General features: G+C 61.0%; 18 protein-coding genes, 1 tRNA gene and 2 pseudogenes. 4 read left to right on the forward strand and 17 right to left on the reverse strand.

Annotation, left to right across the window (positions count from 1 at the left end; genetic code table 11):
• Nucleotides 1-2: 2 nt before the first annotated feature.
• Entirely contained in the window at nt 3-1,604 is a 1,602-nt protein-coding gene (secD, locus tag NB311A_RS16180; protein ID WP_009799715.1) for a protein translocase subunit SecD, read from the reverse strand.
• Between the two features lie 43 nt (nt 1,605-1,647).
• Nucleotides 1,648-2,034 carry a preprotein translocase subunit YajC gene (gene yajC / locus NB311A_RS16185; protein ID WP_009799716.1) on the reverse strand — a complete coding sequence of 129 codons (387 nt, stop codon included), beginning with the start codon at nt 2,032-2,034 and terminating at the stop codon, nt 1,648-1,650.
• 187 nt (nt 2,035-2,221) lie between these two features.
• On the opposite strand from yajC, the gene NB311A_RS16190 reads away from it, so the two are divergent.
• Nucleotides 2,222-3,196, forward strand: coding sequence for an ATP-binding protein (locus NB311A_RS16190; protein ID WP_040675662.1), 975 nt, complete (start codon nt 2,222-2,224; stop codon nt 3,194-3,196).
• Between the two features lie 124 nt (nt 3,197-3,320).
• Here the strand turns inward: NB311A_RS16190 and NB311A_RS16195 are convergent, their stop codons facing one another.
• Both NB311A_RS16195 and NB311A_RS16200 read right to left on the reverse strand, forming a co-directional pair.
• Nucleotides 3,321-4,661 (reverse strand): peptidoglycan DD-metalloendopeptidase family protein, encoded by a 1,341-nt coding sequence (locus NB311A_RS16195; protein WP_009799718.1) that lies wholly within the window; start codon nt 4,659-4,661, stop codon nt 3,321-3,323.
• A gap of 265 nt (nt 4,662-4,926) precedes the next feature.
• A complete protein-coding gene (locus tag NB311A_RS16200) occupies nt 4,927-5,580 on the reverse strand; it encodes a protein-L-isoaspartate(D-aspartate) O-methyltransferase (protein WP_009799719.1) in 654 nt (217 codons plus the stop codon).
• Between the two features lie 281 nt (nt 5,581-5,861).
• Between NB311A_RS16200 and NB311A_RS16205 the strand changes: the two genes are divergently transcribed.
• Entirely contained in the window at nt 5,862-6,242 is a 381-nt protein-coding gene (locus NB311A_RS16205; RefSeq protein WP_009799720.1) for a response regulator, read from the forward strand.
• Nucleotides 6,243-6,423: 181 nt separating this feature from the next.
• On the opposite strand, the gene surE is transcribed toward NB311A_RS16205, so the two are convergent.
• From surE to NB311A_RS16240, 8 genes and pseudogenes are all read right to left on the reverse strand, one after another.
• Entirely contained in the window at nt 6,424-7,191 is a 768-nt protein-coding gene (gene surE / locus NB311A_RS16210; RefSeq protein ID WP_009799721.1) for a 5'/3'-nucleotidase SurE, read from the reverse strand.
• A gap of 214 nt (nt 7,192-7,405) precedes the next feature.
• Nucleotides 7,406-8,731, reverse strand: a complete 1,326-nt coding sequence (locus tag NB311A_RS16215) for a chloride channel protein (RefSeq protein WP_009799722.1) — start codon at nt 8,729-8,731, stop codon at nt 7,406-7,408.
• Nucleotides 8,731-9,465 (reverse strand): serine--tRNA ligase, encoded by a 735-nt coding sequence (gene serS / locus NB311A_RS23235; RefSeq protein WP_371256535.1) that lies wholly within the window; start codon nt 9,463-9,465, stop codon nt 8,731-8,733. The genes NB311A_RS16215 and serS overlap by 1 nt, the downstream gene beginning before the upstream one ends.
• Nucleotides 9,466-9,498: 33 nt before the next feature.
• Nucleotides 9,499-10,170 (reverse strand): annotated as a pseudogene (locus tag NB311A_RS23240) (serine--tRNA ligase); the annotation flags it as partial.
• A 164-nt stretch (nt 10,171-10,334) separates the two neighbouring features.
• Entirely contained in the window at nt 10,335-11,144 is an 810-nt protein-coding gene (tatC, locus tag NB311A_RS16225) for a twin-arginine translocase subunit TatC (protein ID WP_009799724.1), read from the reverse strand.
• Nucleotides 11,141-11,656: a Sec-independent protein translocase protein TatB gene (gene tatB / locus NB311A_RS16230; RefSeq protein WP_009799725.1), complete on the reverse strand. Its 516-nt coding sequence runs from the start codon at nt 11,654-11,656 to the stop codon at nt 11,141-11,143. The genes tatC and tatB overlap by 4 nt, the downstream gene beginning before the upstream one ends.
• Before the next feature lie 169 nt (nt 11,657-11,825).
• Nucleotides 11,826-12,062, reverse strand: a complete 237-nt coding sequence (locus NB311A_RS16235; protein WP_009799726.1) for a twin-arginine translocase TatA/TatE family subunit — start codon at nt 12,060-12,062, stop codon at nt 11,826-11,828.
• Nucleotides 12,063-12,217: 155 nt separating this feature from the next.
• Nucleotides 12,218-12,883 carry a protein-L-isoaspartate O-methyltransferase gene (locus NB311A_RS16240; RefSeq protein ID WP_040675666.1) on the reverse strand — a complete coding sequence of 222 codons (666 nt, stop codon included), beginning with the start codon at nt 12,881-12,883 and terminating at the stop codon, nt 12,218-12,220.
• Between the two features lie 264 nt (nt 12,884-13,147).
• Here NB311A_RS16240 and NB311A_RS16245 point away from each other — a divergent pair.
• Both NB311A_RS16245 and NB311A_RS22715 read left to right on the forward strand, forming a co-directional pair.
• Nucleotides 13,148-13,222, forward strand: a tRNA-Asn gene (locus NB311A_RS16245).
• 189 nt (nt 13,223-13,411) lie between these two features.
• Nucleotides 13,412-13,750 carry a hypothetical protein gene (locus NB311A_RS22715; protein WP_040675668.1) on the forward strand — a complete coding sequence of 113 codons (339 nt, stop codon included), beginning with the start codon at nt 13,412-13,414 and terminating at the stop codon, nt 13,748-13,750.
• Between the two features lie 42 nt (nt 13,751-13,792).
• Here NB311A_RS22715 and NB311A_RS22720 read toward each other — a convergent pair.
• The 5 genes and pseudogenes from NB311A_RS22720 to NB311A_RS16280 form a co-directional block, all read right to left on the reverse strand.
• A pseudogene (locus NB311A_RS22720) lies at nt 13,793-14,782 on the reverse strand (recombinase family protein); the annotation flags it as partial.
• A gap of 93 nt (nt 14,783-14,875) precedes the next feature.
• Nucleotides 14,876-15,328 carry a TspO/MBR family protein gene (locus tag NB311A_RS16265; protein WP_009799729.1) on the reverse strand — a complete coding sequence of 151 codons (453 nt, stop codon included), beginning with the start codon at nt 15,326-15,328 and terminating at the stop codon, nt 14,876-14,878.
• The gene (locus tag NB311A_RS16270) at nt 15,325-16,629 is read right to left on the reverse strand and encodes a DUF2254 domain-containing protein (RefSeq protein WP_009799730.1); all 1,305 of its coding nucleotides are present in this window, start codon (nt 16,627-16,629) and stop codon (nt 15,325-15,327) included. Before NB311A_RS16270 ends, NB311A_RS16265 begins: the two co-directional genes overlap by 4 nt.
• Before the next feature lie 85 nt (nt 16,630-16,714).
• Nucleotides 16,715-19,366: a DEAD/DEAH box helicase gene (locus NB311A_RS16275; protein WP_009799732.1), complete on the reverse strand. Its 2,652-nt coding sequence runs from the start codon at nt 19,364-19,366 to the stop codon at nt 16,715-16,717.
• A gap of 8 nt (nt 19,367-19,374) precedes the next feature.
• Nucleotides 19,375-20,916, reverse strand: coding sequence for a site-specific DNA-methyltransferase (locus tag NB311A_RS16280; RefSeq protein WP_009799733.1), 1,542 nt, complete (start codon nt 20,914-20,916; stop codon nt 19,375-19,377).
• Nucleotides 20,917-21,142 lie beyond the last annotated feature (226 nt).

Raw genomic sequence — 21,142 nt, forward strand, 5'->3', positions numbered from 1 at the left:
CATCAGATCGGCACGGTTTGCGGCCGCTTCCAGCGCACCCAGGTCGCAACGATCAGCCGGGTCACCTCGAATGCAGTAAACACCGTCGTCATGATGCCGATGCCGAGCGTTACGGCGAAGCCGCGCACCGGGCCGGTGCCGATGTAAAACAGCACGGCGGCAGCGATGAACGTCGTGATGTTGGAATCCAGAATTGTCGCCAGCGCCCGCTTGAAGCCGGCGTCGATGGCCGAAATGGCGGTGCGACCGGCGCGGATTTCTTCACGGATGCGTTCATAGATCAGCACGTTGGAATCGACCGCGATGCCTACCGTCAGCACGATGCCGGCGATGCCCGGCAGCGTCAGTGTTGCGTTCAGCAACGATAACACGCCGAAGATCATGGCGACGTTGATGGCGACGGCGATGTTGGCAAACACTCCGAATAGCCGATAGGTCAGCAGCATAAACAGGATCACCATGATCGATCCGACATAGGCTGCGAGTTCGCCTTTTTCGATAGAATCCTGCCCGAGTCCGGGGCCGACGGTTCGCTCCTCAATGATTGTCAGCGGCGCCGGCAATGCGCCGGCACGCAGCAGGATGGCAAGATCGTTGGCCTCCTGCACCGTGAAATTTCCGGAAATCTGACCAGAGCCGCCGGTGATCGGCTCGCGGATGACCGGCGCCGAAATCACCTCATTGTCGAGGATGATGGCGAACGGCTGTCCGACGTTTTCGGTCGTCGCCTGCGCGAATTTTCGTGCGCCGTTGCTGTTGAAGCGGAAAGTTACGATCGGCTCGCTGGTGCGCGAATCGAACCCTGGCTGAGCGTCAGTCAGATCGCCGCCGGAGACAAGCACCTGCTTCCTGACGACGTACGGCGTCTTGGGCGCCTGCGAACTCATCAGCACCTCGGAATCGGCAGGCACCTGACCCTGCGCGGCCTGATCAGGAGAGACACTGGAATCGACCATGCGGAAGTCCATCTTGGCGGTCTTGCCGAGAATTTCCTTCAGCCGTGTCGGATCCTGCAATCCCGGCACCTGCACCAGAATGCGGTCGGCGCCCTGACGCTGAATCAGAGGCTCGACGGTGCCGAGTTCGTTGACGCGCCTCTCGATGATCTGAATCGACTGTTCGACCGACTGGCGGATGCGGTCGGTGACAGCCGTCTGCGGCACGGCCATGCGAACCAGCCCGCCGTCCGCGCTGCTAACCTCAAGGCTACGCTGGCCGCTGGAGCCGAGCAGACCTCCAAGCGGCTGCGATAATTCACGCAACTTACCGAGCGCGGTCTGGAATTCCTCCTCCTTGCTGATGCGGACCTCGACCGCGCCGTTCTTTATGGCAAGACCGGTATAGGCGATCCGGGCGTCGCGCAGCGTCTTGCGGGCGTCGTCGCGAACCTGATCAAGTTTCTCCTTTTTGACGTAGTTGGAATCGACCTCAAGCAGGAGATACGAACCGCCCTGAAGATCAAGTCCGAGCACGAGGTGACGCTGCGCCCATTTCGGCCATGTCTTGACCTGTGCCTCGGGAAAGAAGTTCGGCACGGCGCACAGGCAGATCGCGAGGGCGGTCACGATGATCGCCAGCGCCTTCCACCGCGTAAAATACAACATCGAGGTAACTCGTCAGATTCGAGGAATGATCGTCAGGGATCACCTAACTCGCTGCAGTGTCGCCCTTGGAGTTATCTCCTTTAGCGGCGCTCTTTGCCGATTCACCTTTTGTCGGCTCGCCCTTAACTCGGACGATCGAAATCATTTGTCGCATCTGTCGCACCCGGACGCCGTCCGCGATCTCGAGCTCGATCTGGTCTTCATCCACCACTTTGGTGACCTTTCCGACGAGACCGCTTGTCGTGATGACGGTGTCACCACGGCGGATATTCTTCACCAGTTCGTTGTGCTCTTTGACCTTCTTCTGCTGCGGCCGGATGATCAGGAAATACATGATGATGAAGATCAGCGCGAACGGCAGCAGCGACATCAACAAGTTGTTGGTGTCGCTGGCGCCGGCGGCCTGAGCAAAGGCGGGGGTAATGAGCATTCGGGCTATTCCTTGGGAGCAAACCGGCACGAGCACAGATTCGGACCGATCAAGGGCAAATTCGCGCGGACTATAACGGCCACGGTCTCAATTGCAACGGCACCAGACCCTTGATCGAGCCTCATTATTCCCCTGCTTGCGGGAGCAAGGTCACCCCGCTAAGGGTGCACGCTCAGGAAAGGCAAAGATGGCAAAAAAGTCGCGGAAAACTGGCCCTCGAAAGACCCCTCCCAAAGCACGCACCGGCCATCGGGGCGGCGTGACAAAAGGTCCAGAGGCCGCCGTGGCGTCCAAGGCCGCAGATCGAATCGCCCGCGCTCTCGAAGTGATCGCAGCCGCCATGACCGCCGCCGATGAACGGACCGACAGCCACGTTGTAATGACGCGCGCGGATGCATTCATCTGGCATCCTGACGGACGATTGATGCCGGTTTCGCAAGTCAGCCGCGTCGATCTCGGCCTGCTCAAGGGCATCGACCGGATGCGCGATATTTTGATGGAGAATACTGTCCGCTTTGCCAAGGGTTTGCCTGCAAACAACGCCCTGCTCTGGGGAGCGCGCGGCATGGGTAAATCGTCGCTGGTGAAGGCGGCGCATGCCGCTGTAAACGCCGAGGTCGGTGGGCAGCTCAAGCTGATCGAAATTCACCGCGAGGACATCGAGAGCCTGCCGGGCCTGATGGAACTGCTTCGCTCGTCCGAATTTCGTTTCATCGTATTTTGCGACGACCTGTCGTTCGACGGCAACGATGCCTCCTACAAATCGCTGAAGGCGGTGCTCGAAGGTGGCATTGAGGGACGCCCCGACAACGTCATCCTGTACGCGACGTCGAACCGCCGCCATCTGCTGGCGCGCGACATGATCGAGAACGAACGATCGACCGCGATCAACCCCGGCGAAGCCGTCGAGGAAAAGGTCTCACTGTCCGACCGCTTCGGCCTCTGGCTTGGCTTTCATCGCTGTAGCCAGGACGAATATCTCGCGATGGTGCGCGGCTATTGCTCATATTTCGGCATCAGGCTCGATGACGCCGAGCTTGAACGGGAAGCGCTGGAATGGTCGACCACGCGCGGTTCACGTTCCGGCCGCGTCGCCTGGCAGTTCACCCAGGAACTCGCGGGTCGGCTCGGCGTGAAGCTGGCGCAGCAACCCCGCCTCTGATCGAATCAGAAGCGGGGCTCTATGATTTTGACGTGTTTTCTTGACGCGATCCGGTGTCCGCCGCGCTCGAAACGCTGGAAGTTGGCGGCGGAGCGGTCGGTAGCGACTTGCGGACGCCGTGAGGTCATGCCCCGTTAAGGAAATTCAGCGGATCAACCGGCGTAGATCCTTTTCGGATCTCGAAGTGGAGCTGCGGCGACCCCGCTTCACCCGACTGACCCGACTTGGCAATGACCTGGCCGCGCTTGATGGAATCTCCGCGCTTCACCAGCAGGTTACTGGCATGGGCATACGCGGTCACATAACCGTTGGAATGCCGAACCAGCACCAGGTTGCCGTAGCCCTTGAGTTCGTTGCCGGCATAGGCAACGACGCCGTCCTCGGCAGCCTTGACGGGCGTGCCCTCGGGCACCGCGACGTTGATGCCATCATTGGATTTACCGTTGGTCCGGGCGCCGTAGGCCGTGATCACGCGGCCACGCACCGGCCAGCGGAATGTCGGCAAGGCGCCGGTCGCCTCTGCGGCTTTCGTCGAATGTTTAACCACGGCCGCTTGGGGCGTCGCCGTCGCAACCGCGAGGTTAACCTTCTGTACCGGACCTTCGGGCGCGGCAGCCGCGTGAACCGTGGGCGCAGGGGCAGGCTTGGGTGTGACGAGAGGCTTGGCCGGAGCGGCAACAGGATGCGCGGACACCGCAGCAACCTTCGTCGGCACCGTGATTTTCATGCCGACCTTCAGTTTCGCCTTCGGTTGCAACCCGTTCGCGCGAGCGAGCTCCCCGACGGAAATTTGATTGCGGCGCGCGATGCTCATCAACGTGTCGCCGCGATTGACGTAGTGGGTGCCGGACGCAGTCCTAGCGTTCGCGGGCTTCGCGGCCGGAGTGGTTTGGCTATCCGCCACTGACGCGCGCTTCGGAATGATCAGCCGCTGGCCAGGCTGCAACCGGCGAGGACCTCGGTAGCCATTAGCCTTCAGGATTTCAGCGGTGGACACGCCATATCGGCGCGACAATCCTTCCAGCGTATCGCTGGTGCCAACAATGATCGGAGTGCCGCCGCCATGGTTCCAGCCGTCCCGCGCCGCGACAGGGCTTGAGGACTCGAGCGGACGCGCGGGAGACGCATGCGAAGGGACGCTGCGTCCATTGCTCGACGCAACCGGATAGGATTTTGGCGTCGATATCGGAGGCAGCGACTGGGACTGATACTGCGGTCGGGATTGATACGGCGGGCGCGTGTACTGCGGCAACTCGCTACGTTGGATGGGAGCCACGGGCGCGGCAGGCACCGCGCCGGTCGTGTCGCGTTGCCATCCGAAATTTGATTGCTGCGGACCACTGTCGATTTGCGCGAGGCGCGAGGACATGTCCGCGCTGCATCCGGCAAAACCAATCGACACCAGCGCCAGCACCGCGACCTGCGGTACGCGACGCGAGTAAAGCAACTCGACGACACGGGACATGGTTATTTACTCGTACGCAACGGAACTACAATTTGAGTAAACACACCGGCAGTAAACAAAGCCTTTCACCATGACACGTCTCCGCCTCCAGAATTAACGGCGGCGGACAATTATGCTCCGACCGCAGCCGGATTTGAGGCTGGCCGGACTATAGCGTTTTCGAGCGAAGCACGTGCGGGCTTGACCAGGGATGGATGACCTCTTCGCGTGAAGAAAACGCGTCAAAACAACTTTCAATCAATAACTTGCACGTGCTGAATACGCGCTAGAGTTCGCGGGCGATGCCCGGCAGCGCCGGCACGAAGCGGACGTCGATCAGTTCCTTGCGGATAATCCCGGCGGCGGCACGGCGCAGGAGGATCAGTGTCTGCCGTCCGTTCTGCGGACCGACAGGTGCGATCAAAAGCCCGTCCGGCTCAAGCCTGGTCGTTAGTGCCTCCGGGATCCGCTCCATTGCCGCAGTCACCATGATGCGGTCGAACTGCCCTGCTCCGGCAGGAATGTTGAAGCCGTCCCCCAGCAGGACTTCCACGTTATCGTAACCGAGCTGCTCCAGCCGGGCACGCGCACGATAAGCTAGCACCCGATATCGTTCAATCGTCACGACCTTGCGGCAAAGGCGCGAGAGGATGGCGGTCTGATAGCCCGAGCCGGTGCCGATCTCCAAGACCCGGTGATCGTCGCGTAATTCCAGCCGTTCGGTCATGTAGGCCACGACGAAGGGCTGGCTGATGGTCTGCCCGCAGGCAATCCCGAGTGCAGTGTCGCACCACGCATCCGCGCGATCGGCCTGTTCGACGAAAGCATCGCGCGGGACGCTATCCATCGCACGGAGCACGCGCTGATCACTAATACCGCGTCGCCGCAGGTTGAGTTGAAACATCATCTTCTCGGGCGGCGGATGAGCGGCGGGGGACATGAGCGAACTCTCGAGCGCCGGCGTTCGGCCAAGCGGTTGTCAAGACAAGTTGACGCAATCTGCGCAGATCGCCCGCCGGGTCAATCCGGCGAGGCAAGTATTTGTTCCGGCAACAATAACCGGCGACGAATTTGGGGCTGTCTCCGACGCCTCGAATTACAATATTGCGCGGCTGCACTGGCCCGGCTACAGTGTAGACACCCGGCGTGTGACAACTGCGCGGATTGCGTTGGTCCGCACAATTTGCGATCCTGTGTTGGCGAAAGATCGGGACTTCTACCATGGGACCAGCAAAGCCGGCCGGCGGTTCGGTATTCCTCGTCGAAGACGAGGTTATGATCCGCATGATGGTTGCGGATATGCTGGAAGAACTCGGTTATAGCATCGCCGCCGAAGCGGGCGACATCGAGCAAGCTATCCAGCTCGCACATACCGCAAACTTCGACGTGGCGATTCTCGACGTCAACGTCAACGGAAAGCTGATTTCCCCCGTAGCCGAGGTCGTCGCGAGCCGCAACCGGCCTTTCATTTTCGCTACGGGCTATGGCACGCAAGGGCTTCCGCCCGAATATCGCAACCGTCCGTCCTTGGAGAAACCGTTTCAGATGGATGGCCTTGCCGCCGTGATCCAGCGCACGCTCAAGGGCAGCGCCGCTGCCTGAGACAGCTATAGCATTTTCCAGCGAAGCGGATACCGGTTCGCGTGAAGAAAATGTGTTAAGTCAGAAAGATGGAGTCCTTCACCCTTTCTGTGGAGCGGTGAAGGACTCCGAACAATGTGGCGAACGACCGCTTTGAAGTCGACTGTCATTTTTTCAGCAAGCGACCCGATACCAAGCAAGTCTACTTGAAGCGCGCCGTCAGGATTTCGGCGAAGGCGTCGTCGGTGCGGTCCAGCCGCAGCGGCGTCACTGAAACACATTGTCCCGCAATTGCAGCAAGATCGGTGCCCAACCCGGGGGTATCCGAGTCGTCGGCCTTTTCGAATCCGATCCAGAAGTAAGGGTTGCCGCGGCCGTCGCGACGCTCATCGATCTTGAGAAAGCCGAGATTGCGCTTGCCCATCCGCGTCACCAGCACCCCGGCCACCTCCTCCGGCGCACAGGCGGGAAAATTGACGTTGACAACCGTGTTCTTCGGGATGCCGATGTCGATCACCTTGCGGAGGATCTGCGGCGCGAACGTACGCGCGGTCTCCCACACCGGTCTGTCGCCAGTTTCCAGACTGAACTCCTGCGACAGCGCGAAAGACGGCAGCCCGAGCATCGTGCCTTCGAGCGCCCCCGCGACCGTGCCGGAATACACCACATCCTCGGCGAGGTTGCGGCCGCGATTGACGCCGGACAGCACGAGATCAGGTCCTTTATCGGCGAGGATGTATCGCGAACCCATGATCACGCAATCGGTCGGCGTGCCCTTCACCGCGAAATGGCGGGGTCCAAGTTCGCGCAGCCGCAGCGGATCGTTGAGGGTCAGCGAATGCGAGACTCCGGACTGATCGTGCTCCGGTGCGACCACCCAGACATCATCGGACAAATCCCTTGCGATCTGCTCGACGATTTCGAGCCCAGGCGCGTGGATACCATCGTCGTTAGTGCATAGAATCCGCATTCGTGAAAGTGCCTCTTTCGGCCGCCGCGAGAGCGTTTCCGAGCGAAGTGGGTACCGGTTCGCGTGAAGAAAACGCGTCAAATCAAAAACCATAGAGCCCCGCTTCTAATTCTATCAGAAGCGGAAAGGCTCCAGCCGTTCGGGACACGTCATATCCGGCCCGGCCGAACCTGGCAAACCGGACATTCCAGATGTGCTGATGTCATTCGCGCCGTCACCGCATGCTCGTCGCACGAGCGTCTTCCGCGCCCACGCGCTGCAGGAATCCCTTGGCCAGCGCGTGATACACACCTTCCTGACAGATCAACCGGGAACTGCCGTGGGCGATCAGCGCCGCCGCCATCAACGGCACCACCATCGCGTGATTGTCGGTCATTTCCGTCACGATCACGAAAGCAGTGATCGGCGCCTGCACCACGCCCGCAAAATACGCCACCATGCCGAGCAATAAAATCGCACTCAGCGGAGTGCCAGGAAAGATATGCGCCACGTTTGAGCCGATGCCGGCGCCGGCTGCCAGCGATGGCGAGAAGATGCCGCCGGGAATGCCGCTCACCGTGGAGAGCAGCGTCGCAAGCAGCTTCAATACCCCGAAGCTCTCGGGTAGCGGCGTTTCGCTTTCCAGTGCGTGTTTCACCTGCGCATAGCCGGTGCCGTAGATCATGTCGCCCGACAAGTATCCGCATCCCGCAACGGCCAGCCCACATGCGAACGCAAACGGAAGCGGATGCTTCTTGATAAGCGCGCCGATCCGCCCCGGAAGCCCAAAGGCCATTAAAATCACGAGCCGACTGAACAACCCGCCGGCAAGGCCGCCGACGACGCCGCAGATCGGCACCGCCATCCAGTCGATGCCATTGCCGAGCATGGTGGCGGTGTGGCCGAAGTATGCGTAATTCCCGACCAGCGCCAGCGAGGTCAGGCCGGCCGCGATCACCGCGCCGATGATCAGGCCGCTGGTGCGCACCTCGAAGGCGCGGCTCATCTCCTCGATGCCGAAGACGATTCCGGCAAGCGGCGTGTTGAAAGCCGCAGCGACGCCCGCGGCCGCCCCCGCAAGGATCAGTCCGGGCTGTCGGCGCGGCGACATCCGCCCGATCGCGAACATGATGGATGCGCCGACCTGCACCGTCGGCCCTTCACGTCCCACGGATGCGCCGCAGAGCAGGCCCAGCACCGTCAAAAAAATCTTCCCGACGCCGATGCGAAACGAGACCAGCCTACCGCGCGCCTCATGGTCATCGAGCTGGCGCGCTGCGATGGCTTGCGGAATACCGCTGCCTTGCGAGTTCGGAAAGAAACGCAGCGTGAGAAACACCGACAGCGTAAATCCGAGAGGGGTCACGACAAAGGAAGCATAGGGCCACTTTTCGAGCAGACGCGCGAACAGGAATTGAGCGAGGTCCGAAGCTTGCGTCAGTCCGACCGCAGCGGCGCCGACGGCAAGACCGCCCGCGACGAAAATGATCCGCCGCTGCCATCGGGTCGAGATGACTCGGACCGACCGCAATTGCCTTTCGGTAAGCCGCGGCCTCTGCATCATCCCTCGCGACCAATCATCTTGAGGCCGCCCATATAGGGCTGCAACACATCGGGCACGGCGATGGAGCCGTCGGCCTGCTGGTAGGTCTCCATCACCGCGATCAGCGCGCGGCCGACAGCAGTGCCGGAGCCGTTGAGCGTGTGGACAAAGCGCGGCTTGCCGTCGCTCGCGCGATAGCGCGCATCCATGCGCCGCGCCTGGAAATCGCCGCACACCGAGCAGGATGAAATTTCGCGGTAAGCGCCGCCTTCCCCCTGACCTGAGATTTGTCCTGGCATCCAGACCTCGATGTCGTAGGTCTTCTGCGAGGCGAATCCCATGTCGCCGGTGCACAGCGTCATCACGCGATAATGCAAATCGAGACGGCGCAGCACTTCTTCCGCGCATGACAACATGCGCTCGTGCTCGTCTTTTGAGGTTTCCGGCGTCGTGATCGAGACCAGTTCGACCTTGGTGAACTGATGCTGACGGATCATGCCGCGCGTATCGCGGCCCGCCGCCCCCGCCTCAGCGCGGAAGCACGGCGTCAGCGCGGTGAAGCGCAGCGGCAGTTCTTTTTCATCGAGGATGGATTCGCGGACGAGATTTGTGAGCGAGACTTCGGCGGTGGGGATGAGCCAATAACGATCTTCATGATACTGAAGTTCTTCAAAATTAAACTCGACCGTTCGTGCTTTCTCAACTCCATAGCGTTCGGCCTCGTCCAAAGCTCTCTGCCAAACCTCAGCCATACCCTTTCGATCTTCGGACAAATCAATTGGGCCAGCAAACGTAGCAAATTGATCCTCTAGGAACTTCGGCAATTGCGCCGTGCCGAACATCGCATCGTCGCGCACAAGCAGAGGCGGGTTAACCTCGGTATAGCCGTGCTCGCCGGTGTGAACGTCGAGGAAAAATTGTCCGATGGCGCGTTCAAGCCGCGCCAGTCCCCGCTTCAGCACCACGAAGCGCGCGCCGGACAGTTTTGCCGCCGCCTCGAAATCCATATCGCCGAGCGCGCCGCCGAGATCGTCGTGCGGTTTCGGCGCGAACGCATAATCGCGCTTTTTTCCGAAGATATGATGCTGCACGTTGCTATGCTCGTCGGCGCCATAGGGCACCTCGTCGAGCGGCAGGTTCGGAATCTCGGACAGCGCTTTCTTCAACTCCTCGTCCGCCGCCTTCGCCGCCGCTTCCATCTCCGGCATGGTGGTCTTGAGTTCGGCGACCTCCGCCATCAGCTTTGCGGCGCGCGCCTCGTCCTTCATTTTCTTGGCGTCGCCAATTTCTTTGGACGCCGCGTTGCGTCGCGCCTGAAATGACTCAGCCACACGAATGCGTGCTCTTCTGAGCTCATCTATTGAGATCAAGTGATCCGCTTGAGGCTCAAGCCCCCGCCGTTTCAGCGCGGCGTCGAAGGCTTGCGGGTTGTCGCGGATGGCTTTGATGTCGTGCATGATAAAATTCCGGTGTCGTAGCCAAGCATAGCCGTTTGAAGAACGGCGTCGCTTCCGCTCGCCTACCGGCCATCCCCGTGGTCTCTAAAAGACGTGGATGCCCGGCACAAGGCCGGGCACGACGTAATGGACAATTCATCGGATAAGTCCGCTAAACGGCGCCCCTACTCCGCGGGATTTTCCGCAGGCGGCGAGGTGGCGGCGGAGCCGGAGGGCTTGGCGGCTTTCTTCTCGACGATAGCCACGGCAAGGATCGAGCCCTCGTAGAGCAGGAGCAGCGGCAGCGCCAGGGACATCTGGCTCAGCACATCCGGCGGCGTCAGCACCGCCGCGATGACAAACGCGCCGACGATGAAATAGCGTCGCTTGGCGCGCAGGCCTTTCGAGGTAACGATGCCGATCCGCCCGAGCAACGTCAGGATCACCGGCAACTGGAAGGCGATGCCGAATGCGAAGATCAAGGACATTGTCAGCGATAGAAACTCACCGACCTTGGGCAGCAACTGGATTTCCGCGGTTCCGGGACCCGCCATCTGCTGCATCCCGAGCGAGAGCCGCACCAGCATCGGCAGCACCACGAAATACACCACCGTCGCGCCGAACACGAAGAACATCGGGGTCGCAATCAGGTAGGGCAGGAAAGCATTGCGCTCGTGTTTATAGAGTCCGGGCGCCACGAACTTGTAGACCTGCGTCGCCACGATCGGAAACGAGATAAAGGCGGCGCCGAACAGCGCAAGCTTGAGCTGGGTGATGAAATATTCAAGCAGCGCGGTGTAGATGAACTTCGAGTTCTCCGCGCCCGCGACCCAGACGAACGGCCATATCAGGACGTTGTAGATCTGCCGGGCGAAGAAGAAGCAGGCGATAAACGCCACGCCAAAGCCGACCAGCGCCTTGATCAACCGAGAGCGCAGCTCGATCAGGTGATCCATCAGGGGGGCCTTGCTGGCCTCGATGTCCTCGTCGCTCATGACGCTTTGGCGTCCCTGGCCGTCTCGCCGCCGCCGGCCTCATGCGGCGCTTCCGGCGCAACCGCGGGCGGTTCGACAGGAGTAGCGTTCTGGACTTCCGGCGTGATCGCCAGCGGCCCGGATGCGCGCGCCTCGGTATCGGCTTGCGTCAAAGTCCCAGGAATCCCGGCCTCCGGCGTGGCAGCGGATACGGCTGGTTTATCCGCCTCGGGTTTGTCGAGGTCCTCGAGCCTGGGCGGCTCGCCGAGGGTGTCGGTCAGCCTGGTCATCAGGTTGCCACGGGTCAGGCCGCTGGTGGCGTCGCGTACTTCGTCGAAGGATTTTTTGAGATCGGCCATTTCGGCCTCGCGCATGGCCTCGTTGAACTGGCCCTGAAATTCAGCCGCCATCCTGCGCGCCTTGCCCATCCACTGCCCGACCGTGCGCAGGACGCCGGGCAGCTCCTTCGGGCCGATCGCGATCAGCGCGACGACCGCGATGACGAGCAGTTCACTCCACCCGATGTCGAACATGAGACTTTCCGCTCACGCGAGGCTCGCGCCGGCCTTCCCGCGGCGCAGTCTGCGTCCGCTGTCAGGACTTGCCTGAAGCCGGCACAGGGATCAATGCGCTTCGACAGCCCTGCCCCATCCTGATGATCACGCCCTCGATTATCGTCCCGGATCGCGCGCCGTGCCCGCGTCAGATGACTTTGCTGCCGGTGTCAGACCGCGCCGTACCGGACCTGTCTGCATTGTGATCGATCGTCTTCACGGGTTCGGACTTTTCCGCAGTGTTCTCATCGTCCTTCATGCCCTTCTTGAAAGCCTTGATGCCCTGCGCGACGTCCCCCATCAGGTCGGAGATCTTGCCACGGCCAAACAGCAGCAGGATCACTGCGACCACCACGATCCAGTGCCAGATGCTCAGTGAACCCATCTGCAACCTCCTAAGTCGGCGGCCGGGGTTCGGCCGAAGTTGTATGGAACGTAGGCTCGGGGACTGGCAAAAACAAGGATTGAGGGCCCCGCAAGGCATCAATAACGAGGGGCGACCTTATGACTTCAAGACCGACGCCCCGCTTGAGCGCTTCGTCAAAACACGAAAGCCGACGGTTGCTCGAGGCCCGGCAGGACCGGGACCGACGCATCGAAGAGAGGCCGGTTTCCAAAATCGGAACGCGAGTGCGTGACGATGACCGCCCTAGGCGCACCACTCATGGCAAAAACGCCGACCAGACGACCCTCGGGAGCGAGCTGCCCGTAAAGCGTATCGGGAACAATCTCGGTTGCGCCCTCCAGAATGATCACGTCATAAGGTGCGCGGGCGGGCGCTCCTTCGCATGCCGCGGCCGTAACGATGGTCACATGATCGAGGCCGAGGCTCGCGAGAATGTCCGAGGCCTTCGCCGCCAGCCCCGGATCGCTCTCGGTCGCCGTCACCCGATCAGCGAGTTTCGCTACCAACGCAGCGGTATAGCCGGTTGCACAGCCCACCACGAGCACATTGTCGGTGCTCTTGATCTCGGAAGCCTGGATCATCCTGGCGACGACCATGGGCTTGATGAGATAGCGTTTCGACGCGCCTCTTTCGCTGACGTCGAGATCGAGATCCAGATAAGCTAGCGCGCGGCGATCCTCGGGAACGAAAATCTCACGCGGAAGAGCCGACATCGCGTCGATGATCCGCAGATCGGTGACGTCGCTGGTCCGTACCTGACCGTCAACCATTTTCCCGCGAGCGGTCGAAAAGTCAGACATCGGCAATTCCTCAAACCCGGCACTAGAGTTCCCGGAGGACTAAGGCACCCCCCTGGTCGATGCAAGCGTTTGCTGAGGCAACCATCCTCCGCCGCCGCATTTGTCGCAGCGTTTTCTGTCAGTTGCGGAAAATGCGTGATCCTCGTCGGGATATCGGAGCCGTCCCGCCTGCCCCTATCCAGAGACGCCGGAGTGTCCATTTCTGCTTTGCAAGCGCTGGAGGCTTTGTTATACGCTGCTCCTTGCGGAGGATGCTTCGCCTGTTCCCTGGTAGCTCAGCGGTAGAGCATTCGACTGTTAATCGAATGGTCGCTGGTTCGAATCCAGCCCGGGGAGCCATTTCTCCAAAACGGGCGTAGAAGCGGCTCCAGCGGCGTGTTCGCCTTTGGTTTCGATGACCGTTTCCGCAAGCATGTCAAAGGGTTGGCGAAAGTTCGCGACCACCTTCCCGTGATCCCAAGTGCAGTTCGATAGTAAAAAATTGAGCAAGCGGCGTTTTTCGCGCGGCTCCTGCTTCGCGAACAGCCTTTGGACGTCCCGCGCCAGTTCCAGCAGAGCGACTCCTTCGGAAAGATAAGATTTATCTGCGCTCCGGTGCCGTTCGATCTCGCGCTGGCAGCGTTCCTGCTCCTCGCGCCATTGGTTCGACATTTTTTCGAAGAAGGCCGCATCCACCAGTCCGTCGAGCTTATCGACATACATGGCGTGAATGCGATCGTTCAGCCGCTTCGCTTCCGCTTCAAGCCGCCTGATCGCTTCCTCGTGCTCGCGGCGTTCGTCGGCGTGGCTGGCGTGGAGCGCATCGCGCACCCATTCCAGAACCTCGTCATCGAACCGCAGCCGGCCGAGCAATTCGGTGAACTGTGATTCGATGGCTTCCTCGCGGACATATTTGCGGCGGCAGTCGGCGGGCTTGCCCTGGCACTTATCGGCGTAGCCGGTGCAATGGTAATAGACGTAGCGTTCCTTCTTGATCTCGCCGACCACCGCGCAGCCGCAGGCATGACAGGCGATTAGGCCCGAGAAGGCAAAATCCCGCCTGCCCTTCTTGGCGCCGCGGGCATTGCGGCCGTCCATCACATCCTGCACCCGTTCCCATAGTTCGGTCGGCACGATGGCCTCGTAACGGCCCTGATAGGTCTTGCCGTCCCAATCGAAGCGCCCGGTATAGATGCGGTTGCGCAGAATCGCGGCGACGGTACTTTTCGGGATGCGCCCGCCGCTTTTCTTGAACACGAGGCCCGCCGCCCTAGCTTTCTTCGTCACCTCCTGCGTGGACATATCGCCCCACGCATACCATTCGAACATCTTGCGGATGATCGGCGCGGCTTCCTCGTCGGGCACGATGATCTTGCGACCGTCTTCGCGCGTCACGTTGCGATAGCCGAGCGGTGCGTTCGAGGGCCAGAAGCCTTGCGCCGCTTTCTCGGTCATGCCCTTGCGCGTTTCTTCCGAAAGGTTGTCGATGTAGTTCTTCGCCATCAGCACCTTGATGCCGTGCATGAACTTTTCCGAGGAACGCGACTCGCGCGACAGCACAACGCCTTCCTTGGCGAAGTGCATTTCGACGTCGAGCTCATCGACTGTCAGCCAATCCTTCAGGTTGCGATAGAGCCGGTCGGTCTTCTCGACCAGCATCACGCGAACGGACGGGTGCGCCTTGAGATATGCGACCATCTCGCCAAATGCGGCGCGGCCGGCCTGTTTGGCGGTTTCAACGTCAACGTATTCCTGTGCCACTGCAAAGCCGTTCGCGGAGGCGTATTCCTTCAGCAGCTTGAGCTGGGCCGGGATTGAGAAGCCTTCCTTCTCCTGCTCCTTCGAGGAGACGCGGGCATAGATCACCGCCTGCTTGCGGGCGAGATCAGCGGCGGGTGCGAGTCTGGCAGCTCTTTTCATTTCATTTAGTGTAACCTAAACAAACGCTGTTGCAAGTCGATGGGGCATAACGCGCTCCATGTTGACGGCGAGGCCCTCGCCGTGACGCGCGCATCAGTTCAGCGTCCAGATCGAGCCGTTCAGCACCGAGGCAAACGCCACCCAGGCCGCGTAAGGCGCGAACAGCCACGCCGCCACGCGATCCCGCCGCCAAGCCGTCCCGATGAAAGCAACAATGGTGGCAAGCAGCAGCAGGATGACGACAAGCGCGGCGCCGACCTTGTGCGCCGAGAAAAAAGTTGGAGACCAAAGGAAATTGAGCAAAAGCGATAGCCACCAGAGTTTCATCGGCAAGCCATCGCGATTCCGCTCAAAGACACGCCAGCCGGCGATGGCGATCAGAATGTAGAGCAGAGTCCAAACCGGCGCGAACAGCCAGTTCGGCGGGTTGAAGGCAGGCTTCGCGAGCGCCGCATACCATTCGCCCGGCACGGTCAGGAACCCGATGGCGAGACCACCGCCGATCACCAGAATGAGAAACACGATAAGCGAAAACATGCGGTTCATGAGATGCGGTGTTCCCTGTCCTTGGTTTCACCCGAAACGCGCCCGGTAATCTTCGCGGCCACCTCTCGCACGGCGTGCCTTTCAGGCTCCAGCTTCAACTCCGCCTCGGCCCGCGCCAGCGCAGCTTCCGAATGCCTCGTTGCGGCGACGCCGAACGCAGCGCGATCGACACCTACCAACGCGAGGAACGCCTTCTGAAGACGGAGATGAATCTCCACCATCCCGGCACCATCCCGCGCAATCGGAGCGAATACATCGTCGAACATGTCGCTGACCTCGATCGCAGGAACCCATACATGCGGGCAGTCGATCTTAGCGTCGGTTCTCGAATCGTCGAAGCTCCCCCATTTGGCCAGTAGCCGGACAGCGCGCCCGATCACGTCGATAGCCGTTCCGGGATCGTTGACGGCAGGAGAAAGCGCGCGGGAAGCGATCTCGGCCAGCACGCAGAGGCCGAAGCGCGGGTCTTGATCAAAGGTGCGTTCCGCGCCGATCGTGAACGCCTTGGCGACCGCCTTGCGGATGTCGTCGTCCTGCGGCCCAACCACCATGGCGACAGGCCTCACCGGATCTGCGAAAATGCCAGGCAGCGCCGTGACAAAGATTTGAACCCCGAACTTCTTTGCACAGTCCTCAAGCGCTGGCACATCGACATGTTGAACATAGCCGATCGCTTCCGAGAACGCCGGCAGCGCGCTCTCGGGAACGTCGCCGGCGCGAACCATTGGACGGCGCCCACCGAGATGGGGATACGCAAGGCGCGTTTTCATGGCCTTCCATGTCGCCTCCTCCACACGTTCAATCGTCTCGCCGAGCCGACCGAATCGCGCGAGATAATCGACCCAGCGCAGGATTGTGACGGCAATCAGCGCGATCAGGCCAATCGTCGCCACCAACAGCACCGCTCGCCCTTGATCGCTATAAAGTTCGGTGCTCAACGCGATGATGCCGACGAGGCTGAACAGAAAAGAACCGATGAAGGTGCCAAGCACATTCTTGCTTGTGTTGTCCTCCATCAGCAGGCGCGTGGCGCGCGGCGTCACGTTGTTCGTCGCCGCGCCATAAGCTGCAACCATCGTGCTGACGGAGAACACCGTGACCGCAAGCATGCTCGACGCCAGCAAATTGAGGACCCCGTCGATCGCCTTCGCGCCGATTGTGATTGTCCAGGTTTCGGGAACGTAAGGCGCAAGAAAAATACCAGCGACGGCCGTGGCGACGCCGGCCAGGCCGAATAACGTAACCCGCAGCCAGAGCTTCCGCGAAAACAAGAGCAGCAGCCATTGCCAGCGCGCGATCATTCCGCTGCCTCCAGTTCGCGATCCTCGGCTGGCGTCAGGGCCTCGGCTAGCAGCGCGTCTAGAAGGCGGTGGCGGATGGCGATGCTCATTGAGCACCTGCAACCTTGTCGAGCATCTGCGTGCGCATGTCGCGCCCATCGATGACTCTCTCGACAACAAGGAAGACGCCCTTGCCGCCGCTGCGGATTTCCCAGAGCCGGCCGATCGCCCGCTTCTCGTTGGTGTCGTCAACGCCCGCGCCCGCGAGAAGAGTGCCCTTATACTCGACGACGAAGAAACGTCCGTCGTTAAGCTGCGCCACAAAATCGGGATAGAACTTGTCGCTTGCCGTAGGCAGCCAGAATGATCGCGGATGCCGGGCGACGTTGCGAATCCAGAACTTGATCTGCGGCAGGCTGTCGAGCGCCTGGGCGCATTGGAACTCCTCTCCTGCTTCCATGCCGTCGAAGGCCGGCACGGCGTCGGCGCCGAGGAAATGTTTGGCGAAGCGGAAGCGGCCCGTATAGCGATGTCGCTTCTGGTCCGCATACATGCCGTCGCGGAGAGCAAAGCCGTTATCGAAAGAGATGTCCACCTTCGCTTCGGGCGCGAACAAATAGCGCTGATAGACTTTGTTGCGTTCAGCAGCGCGCGCTGCCCCGATCCTTTCTTTCAGCTTGCGGGCAAGGATGAACTTCGTCCGCATCAGCGCGGCGATGCTCAGTTTCCGTGGGCCAACAAGATGCCCGACGCAATCGGTCAGCCATTTCAGTAGGTCCGATTGATGAATGTCAGGTTGGCGTAATTGCCGGTCGAGCCAGAGCACGAGGTTTTGCGGCGTCCAGCCCTCGACTTCCACATCGAGGGCGAGTTGCTCGGCTTCGTCGGCGAACTGATACGTGACGCGATTGCCATCGATATCGATCTCGAAGCTTCGCGCCGTCTCGCGGATGGCGAATGCCCCTTCGTTGAGAAGGGCGGGATGATCGGCGAGCCGCCAGTCATGGAACTCCATGAACACGTCGGTGTCGGCGAACTCGAATGCGCCTTGGATATCGGTGACAAGACGCGGCACGACAAAAGCCTCGCCCTGTTCGGCCGGCGAAAGCTGCTCCTTGATCTCGACGCGGTACTTTCGCACGGCCTCCACAAAGCCCTGCCGTTCAGGCGCCGGGATCGCGGTCGTGATCGCCGTTTCCACCTCGGGCGTGACGCGGCCGGTCACGGCTATCTCGATTTTTCCGTCTTTTTCGACGACTGATGTGCCCTCCGTTGCCGCCGCCGTTTGCAGCGCCGATACCAGTTCAGGCGTCGCCGGCAGAACGTGCCGGAAGACCGGCTTTGGCGTCTCGCCTTGCGCGAACAATCCGGTGTCGTCGAGATGGCCTTGCGCCGGCTCGATGGCGTCCTTCGCCTCGTCCTCCTCGAACCCCATGGCAACGAGCTTGTCGGCAAGGCCGGATGCTGCGGCGCCGAAGGATGCTTCGGAGACGTGCGCGTAGGCGCGGTTCAGCGGCTCGGCGGCCCGGCGGTTCGCGTAGGGCATACGCAGCACGCGCCCGAGCAGTTGCTCGGCATCGGTTGCACTCTGGATGCGCTGAACCGAGCAGAACACATAGGCAAATGAACAGTCCCAGCCTTCCTTGAGAGCTTCGACGGTGATCACATATTCGATAGGGCATTTCGGATTGAACAGATCGATTCCATCGAGGTCACGCTGATCGCCGGTGGCGACGGCGATGCGCTCCTCCGGTATCTGCTCGACCTCGACGAGTTGCTTCTTCAGCGCCTCGACGGTGATTTCCTGATTTCGCGGCTGCGCTTGGAACAGTACGATGGGGCGAATGTAGTTGGTTTCGCCTTTCGCAGCGTCTTCCAGCCCCTTGCGCCTCATGATCGCGCCGTTCACCGCGTTTTGCCACGAATCGTGTTCGGCCAGAATGATCGGCAGCTTGATCATTTCGGCCGCCTTCAATTCCTGCGCGGAGACGCTGTGCAGGATGTTGGAGTTGAAGCGCGGCGTCGCGGTGAACTCGATAATGGCGCAGGGGTTCACGCGCGCCTGCATGTCGCGCGTGAGGCCGGTCACGGCGTTGTGTGCCTCATCCACGATCATAAGCGGGCGATGAACATGCAGAAGGTTGGCGAACGAAAATTTGGGCCCGCCGCCCTCGTGCGGCTCCAGACCAGGCGTTATCTTCGGCACCGCGCTGAAATGGGGCTCCATGTTCTCGTTGTGCGCATAGACCTTGCGGCCTTCCGTGTTGCTCACGCGCAGGGTTTGGATCGTACCGACGATGACGCAGGCGTTATCGCGGATGTCGTGCGGCCGGATCATGGTGAAGTCGGCGATGTCGAACACCCGCACGCGGCCTTCGAACACCTCATCGAGCGCCTGGCGGTAGGGGTGGCGGGTGTTCTTCAGCGCCTCGACCGTCTGCAAACGGATCGTGTTCGACGGCACGAGCCAGAGAACGACCGGATAATCCTTCTCGATCCAAGTGTCGCGCGCGACGCCGATGGCGTGCGCGCCGAGGATCGTCTTGCCGCCGCCGGTCGGCAGTCGCAGGCAGACGTGAGGTACGCCGGGCAACGCTTCGAGGGCGGTGTAGTCGCCGCAATAGCGGCCGAGGCGCTTCGCCTGTTCGGGCTCCTTGGTGATCGCCTCGTAGGCGTTCTTCGGTCCGGCGATGCGCGCTTCTTCGAGGAAGCGCCGAAGGACAGCGAGGGTGTCGGCCTGATATTGCTTGAGCTTCATGGCCGCACCTACCGCCGGGCTTTCACATCGTAGGGCGTCTGCTTGAACGTGACGCCCTCGCGGTCGAGCGTCGCCGCGGTGATCCGCGATTGCTCGCCATACACCGTAAGTGGTCCCGCAAAGGCCGGGTCCCTCTTGGCGATCTTCTCGCGGATCAGCTTGAGCGTCGCACGGGTCAGCACGTTCCCGCCATCGACGCGCTTGTCGCCTAGGATGCCATTGTAAAGCAGCGCGAAGGCGCGCCCGTCGTTGAAGCCGAGGAGCGGTGTGCCGCGTTTCGCCGTCCACGGCATGTTCGTCTCGCCAAACCAGATGTGCGCCGCGAGCACCGGAAAGCGAATGTCGGAGCGGATATGGCCTTCTTCGTCGAACACCGGCGGGCCGAGGCGATAGAAGCGGAAGCCGTCGCCACCCTTCCAGCCGACGCTTTCTGATATGCCGCCTTGCTCGCCCTCGATGACTTTGTTCAGCCGTGGCACGCAATGCGTGACGGAGTGCTCGCCCATTTCGATGCCAATGTAGCGACGCCCCGTCTTGTGTGCGACGGCGGCCGTGGTGCCGGAGCCGAGAAATGAGTCGAGAACGAGGTCGCCGGGATTGGTGGCGATGTGCAGGATGCGCTGGATGAGCGCTTCTGGCTTTGGCGTGCCAAATGCGTCCTCTCGGCCCAACAGCCCGTGCATCTCCTTCTTGGCTTGATCGGTATGGCCAACCTCGTCGCTCGGCCACCAAGTCCACGGAACGAAGCCCTCTACTTCAGAGAGGTAACGGATAATGTTGGGTTGCCCAGTTCCGTCCTTCCCAAACCAGATTCGTCCCCGTGCCTTCAGCTTCTCAAATTCTGACTCGATAGTGCTCCAGCACCGACCCTCTGGGGGGCGGTGAACCACCCCAACCGGAGTAGTGATTGCGTACATTTGATTGGGACGGTAGCCCTGCGCTGTCATGGGAATTCCGCGCCAGCGGCCTTTTGGGTCATTGTTCGGGTTCTTGTATATTTTTGCCTGTTCTTCTGTCGGAGGAATTCGATTGCGTTGTTTTTTGAAACTTTCCGGATTTATGGCGTACACGTAAATGTATTCGTGCACATCACCAATGGCCTCGCGATTTTCCCGAGAGTATCGCTTTTGCCAGACATTCGTTGCGATAAAACGTGATCTTCCGAATATCTCGTCCAAGATCACTTTCATATACGAGCCTTCGGCGTCGTCGATGGAGACCCAGATCGAGCCGTCCTCGGCCAGCAGGTCGCGCAGCAATTCCAGCCGCGGCCACATCATCGCGAGCCATTGCGAATGTTCGAGATTGTCGTCGTAGTGCTCGAAGGCGGAGCGGGTGTTGTAGGGCGGGTCGATATAGATGCACTTCACTTGACCGGCGTAGAACGGCAGCAGTGCCTTGAGCGCTTCGAGGTTGTCGCCCTGGATGAGCATGTTGCCGGCGCTCGGATCGCCAGCCGAAAGCTCCGGCGCTTCTTCGAGCAGCCGATAGGGCACGCGCCTGGCGGCGCCGATATCGTGGTCGCGGGTGAGCCAGTTCAGAATGGGCATGCGGGCGGGCGGCTTTCCGGCAAAAGGCAAAGGAATTTGGCGCCGCCGATGGAATCATCGGCGGACCTTCCCAAGCATTGTTACTGCATCCGCCGGCGCCGAATAACCCTGATTCGCAGCGGGCTGGTGCGCGCGCACCCGGGGACGGTGTGTACCCCGATTTTAGCTTCGGCGGTGGCGTTCTGCCGCGCCTTTGCCGGCTCGCATACGCCAATCGCCAAGAAGG

The organism is Nitrobacter sp. Nb-311A, from assembly GCF_000152905.1.
Lineage (GTDB): Bacteria > Pseudomonadota > Alphaproteobacteria > Rhizobiales > Xanthobacteraceae > Nitrobacter.

Bases quoted from the DNA above. Each gene is read 5' to 3' on its own strand.
- NB311A_RS16190 (WP_040675662.1), top strand. From the start codon at position 2,222: ATGGCAAAAAAGTCGCGGAAAACTGGCCCTCGAAAGACCCCTCCCAAA.
- serS (WP_371256535.1), bottom strand. From the start codon at position 9,465: ATGGCTGAGGTTTGGCAGAGAGCTTTGGACGAGGCCGAACGCTATGGA.
- NB311A_RS16265 (WP_009799729.1), bottom strand. From the start codon at position 15,328: ATGAACCGCATGTTTTCGCTTATCGTGTTTCTCATTCTGGTGATCGGC.
- NB311A_RS16240 (WP_040675666.1), bottom strand. From the start codon at position 12,883: ATGTCTGACTTTTCGACCGCTCGCGGGAAAATGGTTGACGGTCAGGTA.
- secD (WP_009799715.1), bottom strand. From the start codon at position 1,604: ATGTTGTATTTTACGCGGTGGAAGGCGCTGGCGATCATCGTGACCGCC.
- tatB (WP_009799725.1), bottom strand. From the start codon at position 11,656: ATGTTCGACATCGGGTGGAGTGAACTGCTCGTCATCGCGGTCGTCGCG.
- yajC (WP_009799716.1), bottom strand. From the start codon at position 2,034: ATGCTCATTACCCCCGCCTTTGCTCAGGCCGCCGGCGCCAGCGACACC.
- NB311A_RS16270 (WP_009799730.1), bottom strand. From the start codon at position 16,629: ATGATCGCGCGCTGGCAATGGCTGCTGCTCTTGTTTTCGCGGAAGCTC.
- NB311A_RS16275 (WP_009799732.1), bottom strand. From the start codon at position 19,366: ATGAAGCTCAAGCAATATCAGGCCGACACCCTCGCTGTCCTTCGGCGC.
- NB311A_RS16195 (WP_009799718.1), bottom strand. From the start codon at position 4,661: ATGTCCCGTGTCGTCGAGTTGCTTTACTCGCGTCGCGTACCGCAGGTC.
- surE (WP_009799721.1), bottom strand. From the start codon at position 7,191: ATGCGGATTCTATGCACTAACGACGATGGTATCCACGCGCCTGGGCTC.
- NB311A_RS16200 (WP_009799719.1), bottom strand. From the start codon at position 5,580: ATGTCCCCCGCCGCTCATCCGCCGCCCGAGAAGATGATGTTTCAACTC.
- NB311A_RS16235 (WP_009799726.1), bottom strand. From the start codon at position 12,062: ATGGGTTCACTGAGCATCTGGCACTGGATCGTGGTGGTCGCAGTGATC.
- NB311A_RS16215 (WP_009799722.1), bottom strand. From the start codon at position 8,731: ATGCAGAGGCCGCGGCTTACCGAAAGGCAATTGCGGTCGGTCCGAGTC.
- tatC (WP_009799724.1), bottom strand. From the start codon at position 11,144: ATGAGCGACGAGGACATCGAGGCCAGCAAGGCCCCCCTGATGGATCAC.
- NB311A_RS16205 (WP_009799720.1), top strand. From the start codon at position 5,862: ATGGGACCAGCAAAGCCGGCCGGCGGTTCGGTATTCCTCGTCGAAGAC.
- NB311A_RS16280 (WP_009799733.1), bottom strand. From the start codon at position 20,916: ATGCCCATTCTGAACTGGCTCACCCGCGACCACGATATCGGCGCCGCC.